At 56.6% G+C, this 17251-nt stretch carries 7 protein-coding genes and 1 rRNA gene; 2 read left to right on the top strand and 6 right to left on the bottom strand.

Annotation, left to right across the window (positions count from 1 at the left end; translation table 11 throughout):
• Positions 1-239 precede the first annotated feature (239 nt).
• Positions 240-352 (top strand): 5S ribosomal RNA (rrf, locus tag WT24_RS01615).
• Positions 353-458: 106 nt separating this feature from the next.
• Here the strand turns inward: rrf and WT24_RS01620 are convergent.
• On the bottom strand, positions 459-722 hold the full coding sequence (locus WT24_RS01620) for a PAAR domain-containing protein (RefSeq protein ID WP_060030684.1): 264 nt from the start codon (positions 720-722) through the stop codon (positions 459-461).
• A gap of 112 nt (positions 723-834) precedes the next feature.
• Here WT24_RS01620 and WT24_RS01630 point away from each other — a divergent pair.
• A protein-coding gene (locus WT24_RS01630) for an IS3 family transposase (RefSeq protein ID WP_156441718.1) occupies positions 835-1961 on the top strand; the annotation gives its coding sequence in 2 pieces (ribosomal slippage) (positions 835-1093 and positions 1093-1961; 1128 coding nt in all).
• 336 nt (positions 1962-2297) lie between these two features.
• Here the strand turns inward: WT24_RS01630 and WT24_RS31895 are convergent.
• The 5 genes from WT24_RS31895 to dnaN form a co-directional block, all read right to left on the bottom strand.
• Positions 2298-6992, bottom strand: coding sequence for an ATP-binding protein (locus WT24_RS31895; protein WP_156441719.1), 4695 nt, complete (start codon positions 6990-6992; stop codon positions 2298-2300).
• Entirely contained in the window at positions 6985-8475 is a 1491-nt protein-coding gene (locus WT24_RS34065) for a hypothetical protein (RefSeq protein ID WP_156441720.1), read from the bottom strand. Before WT24_RS34065 ends, WT24_RS31895 begins: the two co-directional genes overlap by 8 nt.
• 5 nt (positions 8476-8480) lie before the next feature.
• A complete protein-coding gene (locus tag WT24_RS31900; protein ID WP_082742051.1) occupies positions 8481-12176 on the bottom strand; it encodes a Druantia anti-phage system protein DruA in 3696 nt (1231 codons plus the stop codon).
• A gap of 1216 nt (positions 12177-13392) precedes the next feature.
• Positions 13393-15867, bottom strand: a complete 2475-nt coding sequence (gene gyrB, locus WT24_RS01650) for a DNA topoisomerase (ATP-hydrolyzing) subunit B (RefSeq protein ID WP_060030799.1) — start codon at positions 15865-15867, stop codon at positions 13393-13395.
• 193 nt (positions 15868-16060) lie between these two features.
• Positions 16061-17167, bottom strand: a complete 1107-nt coding sequence (gene dnaN / locus WT24_RS01655) for a DNA polymerase III subunit beta (protein WP_034208731.1) — start codon at positions 17165-17167, stop codon at positions 16061-16063.
• Positions 17168-17251: the final 84 nt, after the last annotated feature.

The following is a 17251-nucleotide window of genomic DNA, read 5'->3' on the forward strand; positions in this document are numbered from 1 at the left end:
GGTGTGTAAGCGCAGTAATGCGTTCAGCTAACCGATACTAATTGCCCGTAAGGCTTGATCCTATAACAAGTCTGTCTCGATGCCCGTTAGCGCTTTAGCGCTTACGGACATCGAGCGTCGAGTGCAAGGCACTCGACGTACGACGGTTGAAGTACCGCGTACGTGTGCGATACACACAACCTAATTACTGCTTCTTCCAAGATTGGTTGCGCTGCGAAGCAACGCAACAACCCTCTTTGCCTGATGACCATAGCGAGTCGGTCCCACCCCTTCCCATCCCGAACAGGACCGTGAAACGACTCTACGCCGATGATAGTGCGGATTCCCGTGTGAAAGTAGGTAATCGTCAGGCTCCCTAAGCCAAGAACCCCCGCCCGATCAGGCGGGGGTTTTTGCATTGGCGCGGCGCGAAATGTGCGCGGAGAGACAAGGTTCGATTCAATTAAAGGCCGATGGCGTCACTCGCTTGCCAGGAATTCTTGTTGGCTGGCGGTCAGCGAGGCGCCACATGCAGTCTTCATCCCGTCCAGCGCAACGGCGCGGCTTTCAATCGTGTACTGGCTGGAGCCCTGAACGATCGGGTAGGTACCTTGGCATTTCGGGCACAGGACCATATGGCCGACACCGGATGCCGGTCGGCCGTTCAAGTTCGAAAGGCCGAAGCCGTCGAGCACTGTGCCGCCGTGATCCGTTGTGTCGCCTTTGCGGATAATAGGTTTCATCGAAGAGTCTTAGGGAGTTTGGACTATTTCGGTATTCTTACTAAGCTCACCTGACCTGCTCCCGGCGTTTAGTACGGTGACGGTGTAGAGTCCGTTCCAGAGAGGAACGGCAATGAAAAAGCGATTCACCGAAGAACAGATCATCGGCATCTTGAAGGAAGCCGAGGCTGGCCTGAAGCCGGCGGAGCTTTGTCGCAAGTACGGCATCTCGGAAGCGACCTACTACAACTGGAAAGCGAAGTTCGGCGGGATGACGGTCTCCGAAGCGCAGCGCCTGAAGGAACTGGAGCAGGAGAACAGCAAGCTCAAGCGTCTGTTGGCCGAATCAATGCTCGACAATGCCGCGCTGAAGGACCTGTTGGCCCGAAAGTAGCAAGCCCGCAGGCCAAGCGCGAAGCGGTCCGAATCTTGATGACCGAACGCGCCATGGGTGTTACCCGGGCCTGCGAACTGGTAGGGATTTCGCGCTCGCTGTTCTATTACGAATCACGCCGCCGAGTTGACGACGAAGCGCTGACTGGCCGGATGATGGCCATCGCCGCGCAGAAGCGTCGTTACGGCTATCGCCGGATTCACGTGTTGTTGCAGCGGGATGGCTGCTTCGCCAACCACAAGCGCATCTGGCGCCTGTACAACAAGGCGGGACTGAGCGTGCGCAAGCGGCGACGCAAGCGTATTGCGGCTGTCGAGCGCACGCCGCTGCCGTTGCCAACAGGCCCGAATCAGAACTGGTCGATGGACTTCGTTTCTGACGGGTTGGCCTATGGTCGGCGGTTTCGATGCCTGAACGTGGTCGACGACTACACGCGCGAGTGCTTGGCCATCGAGGTCGATACTTCGCTGCCGGGCCTACGAGTGCAGCAAGTGCTCGAGCGGCTCAAGGAGATGCGAGGCTTGCCCGCATCCATCACGGTCGACAACGGGCCGGAGTTCGCTGGTAAGGTGCTGGATGCATGGGCCTACGAAGCCGGCGTCACGCTGTCGTTCATTCGGCCTGGCAAGCCGGTGGAAAATGCCTATATCGAGAGCTTCAACGGGCGCTTCCGCGACGAATGCCTGAACGAGCACTGGTTCGTCTCGATGCGCCACGCCAAGCAGCTGATTGAGGAATGGCGTATCGAGTACAACACCGAGCGGCCTCATAGTTCGCTCGGCTATCTGACGCCTGCGCAGTTCGCCCGCGCGCACGACGCGAAGCAGCAGTTTTTAACCTCGGACTCTAACTGTAGTTCGGACTAAAACCGGGGGCAGGTCACTGGAGGATTGCACGTGGTGATGCGCTGCAAGCCACAGTGCGGGCAGGAACGGGCATCAAGGCTGACCCTCGAGAGAAAAAGTCGGTCAACGTATTTGTGCAGCGAGACGCCACGAGCACGGGCATGCGGTCACTGGTCGTTGGATGCTCTGCGACTTCGTTCCTCGCCTCGGGGAGAAAAAAGGATGTTCGGGCCCATAGGTACAGCCGAAATCGCAGGGCGTGCCGGCTGCGGGACGCACTCATAGTGAGCGTTCGTCTTACGAACAGATCGAGAGACGAACGAGCATCTTGGCTATCGAGTCGCCCCAGTGCATTCGCTACTTTGGGTTATCAGGGGCGAGTGCCTGAACCTGTATGCGCCTGGCTTTCGTCGACGAACGATCCCGGAGGTAGCCGTCTCCCTTTCCTCGCAATGACGTGAGGGCATCAGGTTCCATGTGCACGTTTGGAGCGTTCTTTTTCGCTTCCTTTACGTCCATGGGTTTCAGTACAAGCCAACTTGCCGCATTGGCTTTCACCTCAGACCCGAAATGGTCACTCATCTGAGATGCCAGTACCATGCCCAAACCGAACTTCCGCGCCTCAGTAAAGAGTTGATTGAGAATTCGTTCTGGAGAATCTGGGTCACCCCCACCAGTGCTTAGAATTTTCGCTTCGTCGATAACAACGAATAGGCGGAAACGCTGGCGATCGTCAACGGGCTGTACGGGAATCGGCCCCATGAGACGCAGCACGCGGAAAATCTTTCGGAGCAATGTCTCTGCAACAATGTAGCGTACCTCGTCCGGAAGTTTGCTCAGATCCAGCCTCACGTTGCTCCTCAAAATTTCTTCGACCGATACATGCTTTCGCCGCTGAAAAATCGGGTGCTCGAAAATCTCTTGAACAGCTGCTAGGCAACCCTCGATAGACGTGCGCTGACTTTTCCGAGAGTCGTCATCGGCCCAATCCGCCAGAATTCTTTGTACGTCGGAAAACGTTGGAGGAGTGTTTCTCCAAGTTGTCGGATCGGCGTCGCTAAAGCCTGCCGTGACATAGGCTTCTTCGATAGCGTCTCGTAGGATCGCGCCTTGGCGATGCCCCAGTGCCGGCACGGCATTGCGGATCATGTCTCGAATTACTTTGCGCTGATCGTATAGACCTGTTTCCTCCGCGCTCTGTGAATCAAGCTCCATTGGGTTCACGCCGATCGTGCTCGATGTTCCGGACGATAGCAAAACGGACTGCAGGCCTGGAAACTGAACATCCCCGTGGAAGTCGAGCACAAGCACCGGTACTCCATAGTCTGAGATGCCTTTACCTAGCACTTTGAGGGTCTCGGTCTTGCCCGATCCGGAGGCGCCGAGGACGAGAAAGAAGCCGTTGCTCTGCTTTCCCGGCGCCCACGCTACGTTTTGATTGGTGTTCGTTTCTTGCCCCAGGTTGATCTCTAACAGTCCGGTAGCTATCTGCTCTCCGTTGGACTCGGCAACAGATTTTGGGGCATTAGCCAATTTGGTACTTTTTCGCGTACTTGAACGCGAATTCGCGCTCGAAACCGCGCTAGTAGTCACTGGTGACTCTTCCCGTACTTCGACAGTGAGGTCCTCGAGGAGATCAGAATTTCCAACCGAACTAAGCAATTCGAATACGCGTGCGGGTTCAAGCATGTGTGAACCAGCAACACTCTTTGATCCTGCAAACGGAACCACCTCGTTCATCTTCTTGCTTGCGGTAAGAACAAGGCCGACATCTGTTGCTGCGAGAGTGTTGATTTGAATCGGAACGCCCGATGTGCTTTTCTTCACCACGGGTGGCGTTGTTGCCACACTAGCAAGTTGCACGTGAACCAGGCGCCCACTAAGGCGAACTCTGATTGCCCCAGCGAACAGATCCTGTAGTAAAGCATGCCAGCGCTCAATGTATTGTGGGTCTAGATCGCGTAGCAATGCCGTGTACAGATGTTCACGCACCACCTCGCGACGTGGCTTTGCCAGTGGTGTGAGATTCGCTCCTCCAAAGATCTCTGATAGTGCGTGCATAGTCGCGAGCACTTGATCTACCGCGTGTCCCGTTACGAGGTCTCCTTGAATCGAGTACGGAACGTTCTCATCGTGGGTTTTCACCTCGATTACATCGATGACCAATTCCCCGGCCTCTTCACGTAAGCCAATTAGGTCGGCCTTCTCGCTTGAGTGGGTGCCAGCACTCAACCATCGACGCGCATTTTGAGTATCAAGACTTACAGCGAGTCCGCTAGGCTCCATGTGCCGGTACCAGCGCATGGCGATGAGTTTCCCCAGCGCTCCTTTCACGTGCTTGCTCTTATCGCCGCCTACCAATCCCAAGATGCCATTTGGCTCCATCGCAACAAGATCGCGGATCAATCCTTCCAGAGTATTGGGATCGGCGACGAAGTGCGTCTTGCGAAGCTGTTGATCGAGTTGCCGTACAAACGGACTGAGGTCTCGGCCGAAAGTTGTGATCTGTCGAGCATTCTCGACACGTCGATCGATTACTTCTGCTTCCCCAAGCCGCGGTACAAGAACGCGATGCGGGTCTGCTACAACGGTCCATGTACTCAGATCCGCGAGTTGGTCGAGCCAACTTTTCACAGAAGCCACTTGCGGTTGATGTGTCGCGGTGCTTTGCTTTAACTCTCGATGGACGAGTGTTGCCGTTGAGAAGTACGTCGCGAAGACTTCCTCTTCCGCGACTGGGACGATCATGATCTGCTTCTTCAACTTGTTGTAGCGGTATTCACGGCTCGGCATCCAAGGGCTCAATGCATGTAAGCCGGCGCGTGACACCAAGGCGGTTCTGACTTCGAAGGGGTCGAAAACGACTGTCAGATGCGCAGGTAGCGTGCGGACCTCGTCGATCAACTCGGGCCATTTTTTGATCTCAGGATCGACGGATACGCTGATAAGTCCACGTTGCTGTCCGGCCCTGATACGGTCTTTGACCTGGTCGTCGAGATCTTCCATCTCCGTGGTCCAGCCACGTGTGTCGTCGGAAGTATATCGAAGCCGGAAATGTACGCCCCAGAATCGATCCTCTGTCTTTTCATTGTCGAGGTCAAGTTCGTCCAGCACGGCCTCGAGGAACCGTCCTGGACGAGGTGCGTTTACTAGCACAACCTGCAAACCTGGTCGGGCGAAAGGTCGCAGATGTGCTACCAACGTCGCGAGAGCCGAGATGCTCTTGAGGCCGTCTGGCTCTAGTACGCCGCGCGGTGCTTCCTTGAACAGCGGCAAGTGAGCAATAGCGCCCGCATGCCCGAGTAGCGATGCCTGTCCATTAAGTCCTGGAATGTGCGGCAGAACGAGCACGTTCAATAGTTGAAGATCCTCCGCAGAGGCTGCTACCAGAGTTTGACGTTCGGTCGCGGACAGTTTATTCCCCAGGGTTTGCAGGTCGCGGACGATCGCAACGCTGCGCCACAGATTTAGGGGATGGACAGGCGAGAGGAGAACCTCCGTGCAGTCGTCACGACGATAGACGTACAGTTCCATCGAAAGCAACCAATGGACGAGAGTTTCTGCTTCGTCACCGGCTTGCGCGTACATTTCCTGAAAGGCGGCTTGCAACTGCAGCAACAGTTGATCGTATGCCTTCAGGTAGTTTTCAGCTGCAGCAAAGACTTCAGGTCTCCCGGCCAGCACTGTTACCGGTGATACCGTTAACTCGGCGATGTGTCGTAGAAGCGCAGATCTGGCCTCGGCAAGTTGGTTGGCATGCTCGAGACACACGGCCGGTGATAGATCTGCTTCGACAAACCGGGCCAGCAGTTCCTTAAACTCCTGAAGGAGGAAGGGAGCCCATGCCTTGAATGCAGATACCTCCGTCATTGCATCAACTTTGTCTGACTCAATGTCTATAACGCCGCCCCATTCGGTAGAGGTGGACCGAGACTTAGCGAGTGCAATGACTGCAGAACTGACGCTCGTCACCGGTTGAACACCTGATGTTGTCCCGTTGCTTGCCACATCGGATGTCATCAGCGGTTCGTCACCACCATCTATCTGATCATTTTCAGCCTGGTCTGTGAGTTGCTCAACACGTTCGGCAAGATCCGCAAGTTGTTCGGTGCTGCCATCAAGCAGTAATTCAGCCACAAGGGATTCGACCGGAACCTTTCCTCCGCTTATGGTCGAGCCGCCGCCATCAACATTGGCTCGATCCGATCCGATCTTTCCTTTCCATAGAGTCAGAACATCAGATAATTCGATATGCTGAAGATCCGTGGAGGTGCGTTGGCTGACTGCTTGCAAGCGTTTCCGAATCGCGTTGAATCGGCTTTTCTCTTTAGACGGAAGGTGGCGGCAAAAGGTCTTCATGCGTTCCCAGTCCTCGGGCGTCGCATTAATTATCATGTTGAGGCTATCAGCGTTGGTCTTCAGGCGTTTGGCGACGCGTGCCTCCGTTAGCTCGTCTGAGAGTTGCGCGTCCGGGAATAGACCGAGCGCATATAGGAATGACGATGCCTGTACCGAGCGTTGGAGCGTTGGGATTTGCTGGAGAGACGCCGCAAATGTTGCGATTGCATCCAATGACAAAGCTGGGCCGCGAGCAGACTTCAGCGCGTCCCAAAGGGTGCGCAGCGAGGTAACCTGTGCTTTCTCCTTCTCCTCTTCGCACAGGCGAGAAATCAGTCTGTTTTCCCCTAGTGTCGTGAAGTCTTTGAGAGAACCTTGCTTACTTAGAGGGCCATCGGCAACGACAATGATGGTCCTCATTCTTTGATTGCGCCACTGCACAGCGGATTCTTCGTCCGATGCGACGAACTCGCCATACTTGGGATATATCTCTGAGAAGGCCGCCACATCATCGTGCCGTCCGACCAAAGTTAGCCTGAGGCGCCCTTTAGTACGGTCCAAAATATCCGGTAAGCGTGCTAGCAGATGTTGGTGATCAAACGACGCGGTGTCCTGCACGACGACACCAAATTCGTCCTTGGCGACTGCGGCGTCGAATTCGGCCAACAGCAAATCGGAAACGCGCTTTTGCACCTCATAGCTCATATCACTCATGAGTCGCCTCCAGAAGGCCAACAACTGCAACACTATCGGCTAGGCGACGTGCCAAGCCCAAAGATTCCAATCGGTCGAGAAAGCGTTCGCTGTTATCGCGAAGAGATCGCAACGGCACCTTTACCCCCATGTACGTGTCAAGGTCAGATGCGTCTTCAGCCCGGCCGCCAACTACGATTGCCCAGCGGTTCTTCAACATTTCTAGGAAATCGCGGTATTCGACCGGAGAGTTCATGGTGTCAACTGTGGAGGCAACGAGGACTTCCAAAGTTCTATCTGCAGGGTTCAAGCGCTTGTTGGGATTCTTCTGTGTGGGATAAAGGAAGCCAGACCGAATACCAAGCAGCCGCAGATAGCCGTCAAGTCCTTGACGCTGATTACCTTCGATTTGACTAAGTAGTTCATCGGTCACTTCTCTACGGATGTCTTCCCAATCCTCAAAGTCCGCAATAATCTCCCGAATACGCTCCGCAAGCGGAGAGCGTTCATCGAGAGGTGCATGTCGAGCGCTTTCAAGGAGCCCGTTTATTGCGCCCAATGGATTCCTAGGCCAGTCAGACAGTTGCTGCTCCAACAGATCGTTAATAACAGAGGCCATGTAACGGCACGCGTCACCAATGAGACGTGTCACGCATCCAGTGCTTGCCCGAGCGATGTCGGAATAGTGGTCGCTTGAGGCATCCAGCAGCAGCAGGCGCTGCGGCCCACCAGCTCGTTCTTGTGCCCGAGTCGCTCCGTGCCTAAAAACTGACAGAGCAGCCAAAACAACGATTCGTTGAAGGCTTGAGATTGGGTTCGGCCTCAGCTTCATTTCATATGCACAGAGTGACCGGGCTGCCGCCCGCAACTCTTGCTCGATAGGCGAAAAGTCATCGGACATATCTTGCGCAGAAAATGCGTGCGTTGTTCGTGGTCGAGTCGAATCAACGAGTGGCACGAGCAAAGCAGAGAGGTCGTCCATCTTCTCCGGCACTTTGCTCGGAGAAGTCAATTCGGCAAGGAGGTCCAGAATTTGCAACCGATCCATACCTTCTCTGCCGCCCCACAATGTGTGGATGAATGCGCCGGCGCCGTCATCTGACGGATCACCGGTCACAGTTAGCGCTGTAGGTGACGAAAACGACGAAAACTGAGGTGATGAGCCGAACGCAGCCCCATCCGCGCCCAGGAGCGTACGGATGAGTGGGAGGACCTTGGTCATCAACGGTGATGATTTGATGTCCCGTGTCTGACCAAGCGCCCCCCAACGATCACGTTGTGATTCGAGCATTAACTCGACCGCAGCTACCCGCTTGTCGATGCTATTTTTTTGCAACGTTGCCGCAAAAAGTTGCTCGAGAACTGGCATGCGGCCGACGCATTGATGTTCGGTCCGCATTAGCGCGTTGGCAATGTGCACGGGTTTGATCTTCACTTCCATGACCTTGTAGCCATGGCGCCGGTGGAGTTCGTCTGTGATCGGCTTCCGTAGTTGCTTGCTCATGAAACTCACTCCGCCGAATCGTATCGGCGATTAACAACGTCGACGACGACGCTGGTTCGCAGTTCGCTTTGCGGATCGAGTACCTCGATCGTACGGACATCAGCGTTGTTGTCGCCATAGGGCGCTAGGGCGTCATTGAACTGACCCAGACGCCGACTGATTTCGCTCTGGCCGTCCGCGAAGGAGCTGTGGAGGAGGCCTTGCAGAAGAACCGTATCGATTGTCAGTCTCGCAAGTCTTGGATCTTCGCTAGGCGCCAACAGAAGATGGTTCAGCGGTTGCTCACCGTACGCTCGCTTCAGAACGGGCGCGAGTTCTGGGCGATACAGCCGCAACTTGTTCCGATTCACTGTTTGTCCAGAGACCATGGCGTGGCTGCGGGCTCTTGGTTGGTAAGAAAGTCGAGTCCAGAGTCGTAGAGTTTCTTGTTTGGCTTCGCCGCTGCGATTCCACCATCTATTGATCAAACTGATCAGACGGCCGAGTCTAATTGCCATGGCAGTCGAAGTATTCTGCAATTCCGTAAACAACTTACTGGCGTCTAAAAACTCAAGAAGTGCACCTTCACTGTGCTCGAAGTACCACCGTCGCTTCAGAGCGGTGAAGTCGTCAGCAAGGTTGCGATGCTCTCGCTCGGCCAATTCGTCGAGGTTGCGTTGTTCCACCGGCAACACATCATTTCCAACGAAATCCTGAGGCTGGAATCGACCCCGCCAAAGATCTTCGTCTACACGAGGGTTGGTCTGCTTCATCGGGTCGATACCCTTGTTGAGCAGTTCAAAGATGGCCCCCTGCCCTTCGAATGCATTCCAGTAGTACCGCGCTTTTTCGCCGGTGCCAATCTCAACAAGTTCTGCACATGTCTTGCCACCGAAGATCGTGAAGGAGATATAGGCGAGAGCTTCGCGGAACGTCACCTTCGCGCCACCCGTTCCCAGGCTAGACAGCATTTGAACCATTTGCCGCTTCGGTTGATTGGACCTCAACATCTTCCGGTTATAGGTCACTGCACATTTCGTACGCGCAGCACATGCTGAGCACCCTTGGTACCATTGCTCGTCCGTCAGCTTTTCGATGATTGCTGCGATCAAGTCAGCGGACAGAACACGTCGTAAGCTTAAGTCCAACACGACAGTCTGATTGGCCTGTGGCTTCCAATTCTCGCCTCGATCGTCCGGTGCTGCCTCCAGGGGCTTGTAAACGACTGACCGCATGAGTTGATCACGGATCTCGTCCAGCCAAGGATGCTGGCCGCGGTGTGCGCGAATCAAGTCGACAAGGGGGCCTTCGTTAATGGCAATGCAAAATGGCTTGCCTGCATCCCGGGCAGATTGCCATCTAGCAGTAATTTCATCGGATGATATCTCGCTAGCGTCGTTAATTACCTCGGCCTCCTTCAACTCCTTCTTCATGAGCGAGATGGCGTGCGTCTTCCCATCACCAGCATTTCCGGTGATCACGACTGACCCCCCCGTGCGTACAATTTTTCGCACGACGTCCTCAAGGCCCGTCTTGATATTGAGCTCTTTAAGTCGTGCGAGTGGAACGTGGTCGCTGAAGGCGCTCTCATTCCGATAGAGCAGCCGGATGAATTCTAAACGCTCATCTGACTTGACCCCGTCTGCCATGTCGTACCCCTCTCCGGTAGTTGCCTTAAAGGCGAGATTTTGTTGTGGAGACGTTGCTGCCTCACGCTCAGGAATCAGCCGACTAACTCTCTCTGTTAGTGGTGTAGATCGTGAAACGGCTTGTAATGCCGGTGAGTGATCCAGCCGCGACGCTAGCCATCGGCTAACCCAATAGTCAGCAATCGAGGTTTCAGCCTGCTCAGAAGACGGATCGATTGAATAGTCCGGCGCCGCATCTATGCCGAGCAAGTGCCGTTTGAAGTTACGGGCTAATGGTACGCCGTAGATGATACGTGGCGCACCGTGCTCCAGCAGATTTGTCCGATTTAGGCCGAGTGCGGCAAACCCTTCACGCAGTTGTCGAAGCTTTGGGCTCTGTCCTTCTCCAAATACGAAATTTACGTTGCGAAAGCCATTGCTCGTCTCCGCAATCATTGCGAGTCCGAGTTCCGTCTCAGCAGATAAGTTTGGAGATCCGAAGCCCTCCGTACGCCCAAAGTGCAGGTACTCAATTTCGGCGCCTTGCCCCTCGACTGTGCCTCGCGGAAGTTTGACCCTGTTGTACTGCGAGGAGTGATCGGTATAGAGACTAGTGGTTCCGAGGAACGCCAGCGATGGCTCTTTTATGATGGGTCTCCCCGCCATTTGGCTTGCGATAACACTGACGGTATCTGCATAGCGGTCGCGGTAGTCTCTAACGACGCGTGGACTAGCCATCATCAGGCAAACGAGTTTGCCACCTAGCAGATGATTGTATGGTGCCACGGCTCCGCACACCGTGAGTTCCATCATGCTGGTCGCGGAGAAGCGCTTCTTCAACTGCTTGATGGCCGTATTCAATGCCAAAACACCATAGTCAGTTGCGGCCAATTCTTCGATGCCGCAATGCCAAGTGGCGAGGGTGCGATACGCCCGCAAAATCTCGCGAATCGCTCTTGCTCGTTTCGCACGGTAGAGCGGTGTCTTCGTGAACTTAAGAAGTTGTTCCGACGTAAGATCTTCCACCTTGCGCGTACCGGCAGCGTCATCCGCACGCAAAGCATCTTCACGATCTTGATTCGCGTCTTTCTCAATGACAGCTAGCCGGCTGAGGGTTTCGTCGTCGACGCTATGGTCAATTCGACGTTCGACCGGGAGATCTTCTCGATAAATCTGATCGAAGTCCTCTTCCAATCGTTCACGAAACGCCCGAAGAACTTCTTGTTCGCTGACCTCCCCAGTGCGGCACAGCGCGAGTAGTCCGTCGAGGGTCCAGCCAAGCCGTTGATCTCGTGGCGTCAATTGCATGACTGTGTTGCCAAGGGCTGTGATACCAATGATGGGATGATTCGGCTGGGCCGCATCACGCACAAGATAAAACAGATTGCGGCCTGGCGAAGACCTGTACCGAGTGCTCCAACTGTGTCGGAAGTACCTCCAGATATCGATTAACCTAATGTTCGTGAAGGCATCTCGCTCGTCGCTCACAAGTTGAAGGTACGGTTTGCAGATTGCGCCCAATGCAGCAGGTCGCTGCTCGCGTGGTAGTTTGGCTACCGGAGCTAGTTGTTCTGCCAAGCGTCGACCATCCGCGATTAGATCGGTGATGGGGCGGCACGAAGAATACTTCGACGGCCGTTCCATAGCGAATAGGAACTTCCGGTGCGATGCCTCTCCCAACTGGTCGTTTCGACCGTAGAGAAGTTGCTTCCGGATCTGGTTCTTTCGCTCAGCCACTGCGGTATGGCGTTGCGGCCGAACGTAGATGTGAGAAGCGGTAACCTTTATGTCCCAGCCAATTTCCATCAGGTCTCGTAATAGCGTGGCAGAAACTCTGGCCTTGAGCGCCTGTGCGGTCTTGCTGAGTTGCGACTGAGCGAATTCGGTTAGGCCGCGGATTGCATCGGAGCGTGGCAATTGTGCCAAGCGACGTAGCGACGAGTACGCCGCTCCATCGTCGCCGATCTCTGGACGTAGCAGGCGCCAGTCGTGATCATGCGCCGATTCCGCAGTTGCCTCGAGGTCTCCTTTCAAAGTCTTGTTAAGCGTCAATTCCACGGTACTTCTTTGTTTTGGCAGAGAGATCGAATTCATGGCCTAGTTGTCGCACCACGCCTGTAATTTTCCCAGTTACTTGGATGGCTTTGTGATTCTGCGCGAGGCCTTTGGAAGATTGCCTGCCCGCATAGCCGCTGAACGTTCCGGCTGTGGTGCACGCACCCGCCCGGGAACGTACGCCGAAGCATCCACTTCGAAGCAAGCTTGCCCGAGCCGTTGCATGAGTAGCGCAACAGTCGACAATGATGCGAATGTTCTGGCGCCCCCTCGAGAACTGGCAAGCAACGCCTTGCGCTCACCGAAATGAACCTCTAGCACGAACCCGCCAGCGCTTCCTACTGCGATTACGCGAGAGATTACCCGAGCCGAAATGAGTTCGCGTAGAGGCGCTTCCTGCAGGAGCACGGTTCCTTGTTCCTCGTTGGGGGTTTCCATGTTTTTCATGGCAAAGCGATCGCTTTGAGCCTTCTGCTTCGCCAAATGGGATGATATGAAAAGCAGTTTATATGAAGTGATGGCAGGTGGTCAAAAATCGTATGACCGTATGGCGAAATTGTCTAAGACTACGCTGCCTGCAGGTCATAGTTTGTTCAAGGCGCGCGAATTCGGTAGGTCTCGAATGTTGCACTGGAATGGGGTTGGGGTGACGTGGCAGGCGTTGCGACGGCCGCTGGCGGGCCATCAGCCTTCCTGGACTAAGCAGTTGATGTGATGTGAGACACTGGCAGCGAAGGCACATTGTTGTATCGAACGATCGCTTCCCACTGCGTAACAGACCGTAGAGAGTAATTGGTCGATTTCATAACGGGTCGAAGGTGACGATTTCTCTCGATCTGACCTTCTGCGATCGTGCTGCCTTGGCGCGCTATAAAATTTTTTGTCAATCTGCGTCTCCGCCCGAGCAAGATTTATGAAGCATTGTTTTGGGCGGGATAGTGGCCAACTGGCTATCCGAGCGCTAAGCGCATCAGGACATCTGATGCGCTCGTCCGTTACGCTTGGGCAGCACGTGTTTTCTTGTTGGTCTTGCTCGGACCGAGTCCGAGGTGGGCATTGAACAGATTTAGTCTCACAAACGGTGCCACTCGTCTAGATTCATCCTTGATGTAAGAATTTTGTCAGCATCAGGGTGATTGCTGGTGTGTCTGGCGCACGCCGTTCAATGTAGGCCAATCGCACCAACTTCGTCCCTCAGTCGCAAAACTGGGGCGCCAGTCGCACTTACTCTGGCGCCCTACGTTACGAGAAGAAATCAAACATCAATATTCCCCGCCCGCAACGCATTCGACTCGATAAACGCCCGCCGCGGTTCGACGTCATCCCCCATGAGGGTAGTAAAGATCCCGTCCGCCGCAATCGCGTCTTCGATCTGCACGCGCAGCAGACGCCGCACGGCCGGATCCATCGTCGTTTCCCACAGCTGCTCGGGGTTCATCTCGCCGAGTCCCTTATAGCGTTGTTTCGAAACGTTCCGCTCAGCATCCGCCAGCAACCACTTCATCGCGCTCTTGAAGTCCGCGACAGCCATGCTGCGCTCCCCGCGCTTGATGACCGCCCCTTCCCCAATAAGCCCCTTGAACGTATTCGCGGTGGTCACGAGCTGCTGATAATCCGCCGTGTGCTGGAATTCCTGATCGATGACCGAAACGCGCACATTACCGTGATGCGTCCGTTCGACATGCAGCGCCCGCTGTTCGCGAACCGGGTCATACGAAGGCACGACCCGCACTTCGTTCTTCAGCGCGTCATCATGCAACGCCGCGTGCAGCGCCTTAGCCGAAGCCTCGGTCGAAGCTTCGCTGGAGAGATCGATCACCACCCCATCCATGACCGCTTCCAGCGCGGCCGGGTCATACAACCGGCTCAACCGCTCGATCACGCTCTGCGACAGCAGATACGACCGTGCCAGCTCCCCAAGCGCATCGCCCGAAATCGCCGCCGCATTCTCACCCGGCACCAGCTCCGACCCTTGCAGCGCCAGCCGCAGCATATGCGCGTTGAGCTCCACATCATCCTTCAGATACCGCTCGTCCTTACCCGCCTTGATCTTGTAAAGCGGCGGCTGTGCGATATACACGTACCCGCGCTCGATCATGTCCGGCATCTGGCGATAGAGGAACGTGAGCAGTAGCGTCCGGATGTGTGCACCGTCGACGTCCGCGTCGGTCATGATGATGATGCGGTGATAGCGGAGCTTCTCGAGGTTGTAATCGTCCTTGCCGATGCCGCACCCAAGCGCGGTCACGAGCGTGACGATCTGCTCCGACGACAGCAGCTTGTCGTAGCGCGCCTTCTCGACGTTCAGCACCTTGCCGCGCAGCGGCAGGATCGCCTGGAACTTCCGATCACGCCCTTGCTTCGCCGACCCACCTGCCGAGTCACCCTCGACGATGTAGATTTCGCACTTCGCCGGGTCTTTCTCCTGGCAGTCCGCGAGCTTGCCGGGCAGACCAACACCGTCGAGCACACCCTTGCGCCGCGTCATCTCACGCGCCTTCCGCGCAGCATCCCGCGCGCGAGCAGCCTCAACGATCTTCCCGCAAATGATCTTCGCGTCGATCGGTGTTTCGAGCAGGAACTCTTCCAGCGCCTTCGCCACAACTTCCTCAACCGGCGCACGAACCTCGGAAGAAACCAGCTTGTCCTTCGTCTGCGAGCTGAACTTCGGCTCCGGCACCTTCACGGAGAGCACGCACGACAGCCCTTCGCGCATGTCGTCGCCGGTCGTCTCGACCTTCGCCTTCTTCGCGATTTCGTTGTCGGTGATGTACTTGTTGATGACGCGCGTCATCGCGGCCCGCAGGCCGGTCAGGTGCGTGCCGCCGTCGCGTTGCGGAATGTTGTTCGTGAAGCACAGCACGTTTTCGTTGTAGCTGTCGTTCCACTGCATCGCGACTTCGACGCCCACGCCGTCCTTTTCGCCGTTGGCGAAGAACACCGTCGGGTGCAGCGTGCTCTTGGTCTTGTTGATGAACTCGACGAAGCCCTTCACCCCGCCGGCGAACGCGAAATCGTCTTCCTTGCCCGAGCGCAGGTCCGTGAGACGAATCCGCACGCCGTTGTTCAGGAACGAAAGCTCGCGCATCCGCTTCGCGAGGATGTCGTAGTGATACTCGACCGTGCCGAAAATGGTCGGATCGGCCATGAAGTGCACTTCGGTGCCGCGGTTCTCGGTGTCGCCGGTCACGAGCATCGGCGACACTTCGACGCCGTCCACCACCTCGATCACGCGATCCTGCGCGACGCCGCGGTGGAACTCCATGAAGCGCTTCTTGCCGTCGCGGCGCACGGTGAGGCGCAGCCAGCTCGACAGTGCGTTCACGCAGGATACGCCCACACCGTGCAGACCGCCCGACACCTTGTAGCTGTTCTGGTCGAACTTGCCGCCGGCGTGCAGCTCGGTCATCACGATCTCGGCGGCGCTGCGCTTCGGCTCGTGCTTGTCGTTCATCTTCACGTCGGTCGGAATCCCGCGGCCGTTGTCGGTCACGGAAATCGAGTTGTCGGCGTGAATCGTCACGTGGATGTCGTTGCAGTACCCGGCCAACGCTTCGTCGATCGAGTTGTCGAGCACCTCGAACACGAGGTGGTGCAGACCGGTGCCGTCCGACGTGTCGCCGATGTACATCCCGGGGCGCTTGCGCACCGCTTCCAGCCCCTCGAGGATCTGGATCGACGAAGCGCCGTAGCTGCTGTTATCGGGTTGCGAATTGTGCTGTTCACTCATGGATATCTTCCGGTTCTGCGGGGCCACTCTCGTGGCGGCGCGGTGCGTTTCAGCGGGGGGAAATCGCCGGCCGCTCGAGTTTCCTGGCCCGCCCCGGGCGCCGAAAAGGCACCGAAGGGGCGGGTTGTCGGTTCGCCATAAAAACGCCAAAGGGGCTTGCCGCCCCCTGGTGTGTGTCGCGATGTCGAGCGCGTCAGATGCGCATCGGCATCACGACATACTTGAACTCGTCGTTCTCGGGCACGGTGATCAGTGCGCTCGAGCTGGCGTCGCCGAGGCTCACCTGCACGGTGTCGACCTTCAGGTTCGCGAGCACGTCGAGCAGATACGTGACGTTGAAGCCGATGTCGACGGTATCGCCCTGGTAGGCGATTTCGAGTTCTTCCTGCGCCTCTTCCTGATCGGCGTTGGTCGACATGATCTTCAGCTGGCCCGGCGCGACGATGCAGCGCACGCCCTTGAACTTGTCCGAGGTCAGGATCGCCGCGCGCTGCAGCGAACGCTGCAGTTCTTCACGGCCGATCTCGAACGTGTTCTTGTGCGCCTTCGGGATCACGCGCTGGAAGTCGGGGAACTTGCCCTCGACGAGTTTCGACACGAGCTCGACCTGGCCGAACGTGAACTTGGCCTGGGTTTGCGCGATGTCGATGGTGACGGTGTCGTCGATGTCCTCGAGCAGGCGCTGCAGCTCGAGAATCGTCTTGCGCGGCACGATGACTTCCTGGCGGCCGAACGTGCCGCCTTCGAGCTTCATCGACGAGAACGCGAGGCGGTGGCCGTCGGTGGCCACGGCCATCAGCTGGTCGCCGTCGACGACGAGCAGCATGCCGTTCAGGTAGTAGCGGATGTCCTGCTGCGCCATCGCGAAGTGCACCATGCCGAGCAGCTGGCGGAACGACTTCTGCGGGACGGTGAGCGTGGCGCCGAAATCCTTCGCCTGCGCGACGGTCGGAAACTCGTCGGCCGCCAGCGTCTGCAGTGCGAAACGGCTCTTGCCCGATTGAACGGTGAGGCGCTTGTCGGCGAGCGACAGCGTGACCTGGCCGTCAGGCATCGCGCGCAGGATGTCGAGCAGCTTGCGGGCCGCGACGGTGGTCGCGATCTGGTCGCCGCCGACGCCGAAATCGGCGCGCGTGGTGATCTGCAGCTCCAGGTCGGTCGACAGGAATGAAACGTCCGGGCCGTTCTTGGTGATCAGCAGGTTGGCGAGGATCGGCAACGTATGGCGGCGTTCGACGATGCCGCTGACCGTTTGCAGCGGCCTGAGGAGGGTGTCTCGTTCGGTCTTGACCAGTTGCATAGAGTTCCTTCGTTGAGTAACGGCCTGCAGCGCAGCAGCCACGCAGCGCCCCGCCGGCCGGGCTCTTGGCCCGCCACCACCGGG

Source organism: Burkholderia sp. MSMB1078WGS (assembly GCF_001528895.1).
Lineage (GTDB): Bacteria > Pseudomonadota > Gammaproteobacteria > Burkholderiales > Burkholderiaceae > Burkholderia.

What these genes read in the sequence shown, in the direction of transcription:
- WT24_RS01620 (WP_060030684.1), bottom strand. Translation starts at nt 722, where the DNA reads ATGAAACCTATTATCCGCAAAGGCGACACAACGGATCACGGCGGCACA.
- WT24_RS31895 (WP_156441719.1), bottom strand. Translation starts at nt 6,992, where the DNA reads ATGAGTGATATGAGCTATGAGGTGCAAAAGCGCGTTTCCGATTTGCTG.
- WT24_RS34065 (WP_156441720.1), bottom strand. Translation starts at nt 8,475, where the DNA reads ATGAGCAAGCAACTACGGAAGCCGATCACAGACGAACTCCACCGGCGC.
- WT24_RS31900 (WP_082742051.1), bottom strand. Translation starts at nt 12,176, where the DNA reads ATGAATTCGATCTCTCTGCCAAAACAAAGAAGTACCGTGGAATTGACG.
- gyrB (WP_060030799.1), bottom strand. Translation starts at nt 15,867, where the DNA reads ATGAGTGAACAGCACAATTCGCAACCCGATAACAGCAGCTACGGCGCT.
- dnaN (WP_034208731.1), bottom strand. Translation starts at nt 17,167, where the DNA reads ATGCAACTGGTCAAGACCGAACGAGACACCCTCCTCAGGCCGCTGCAA.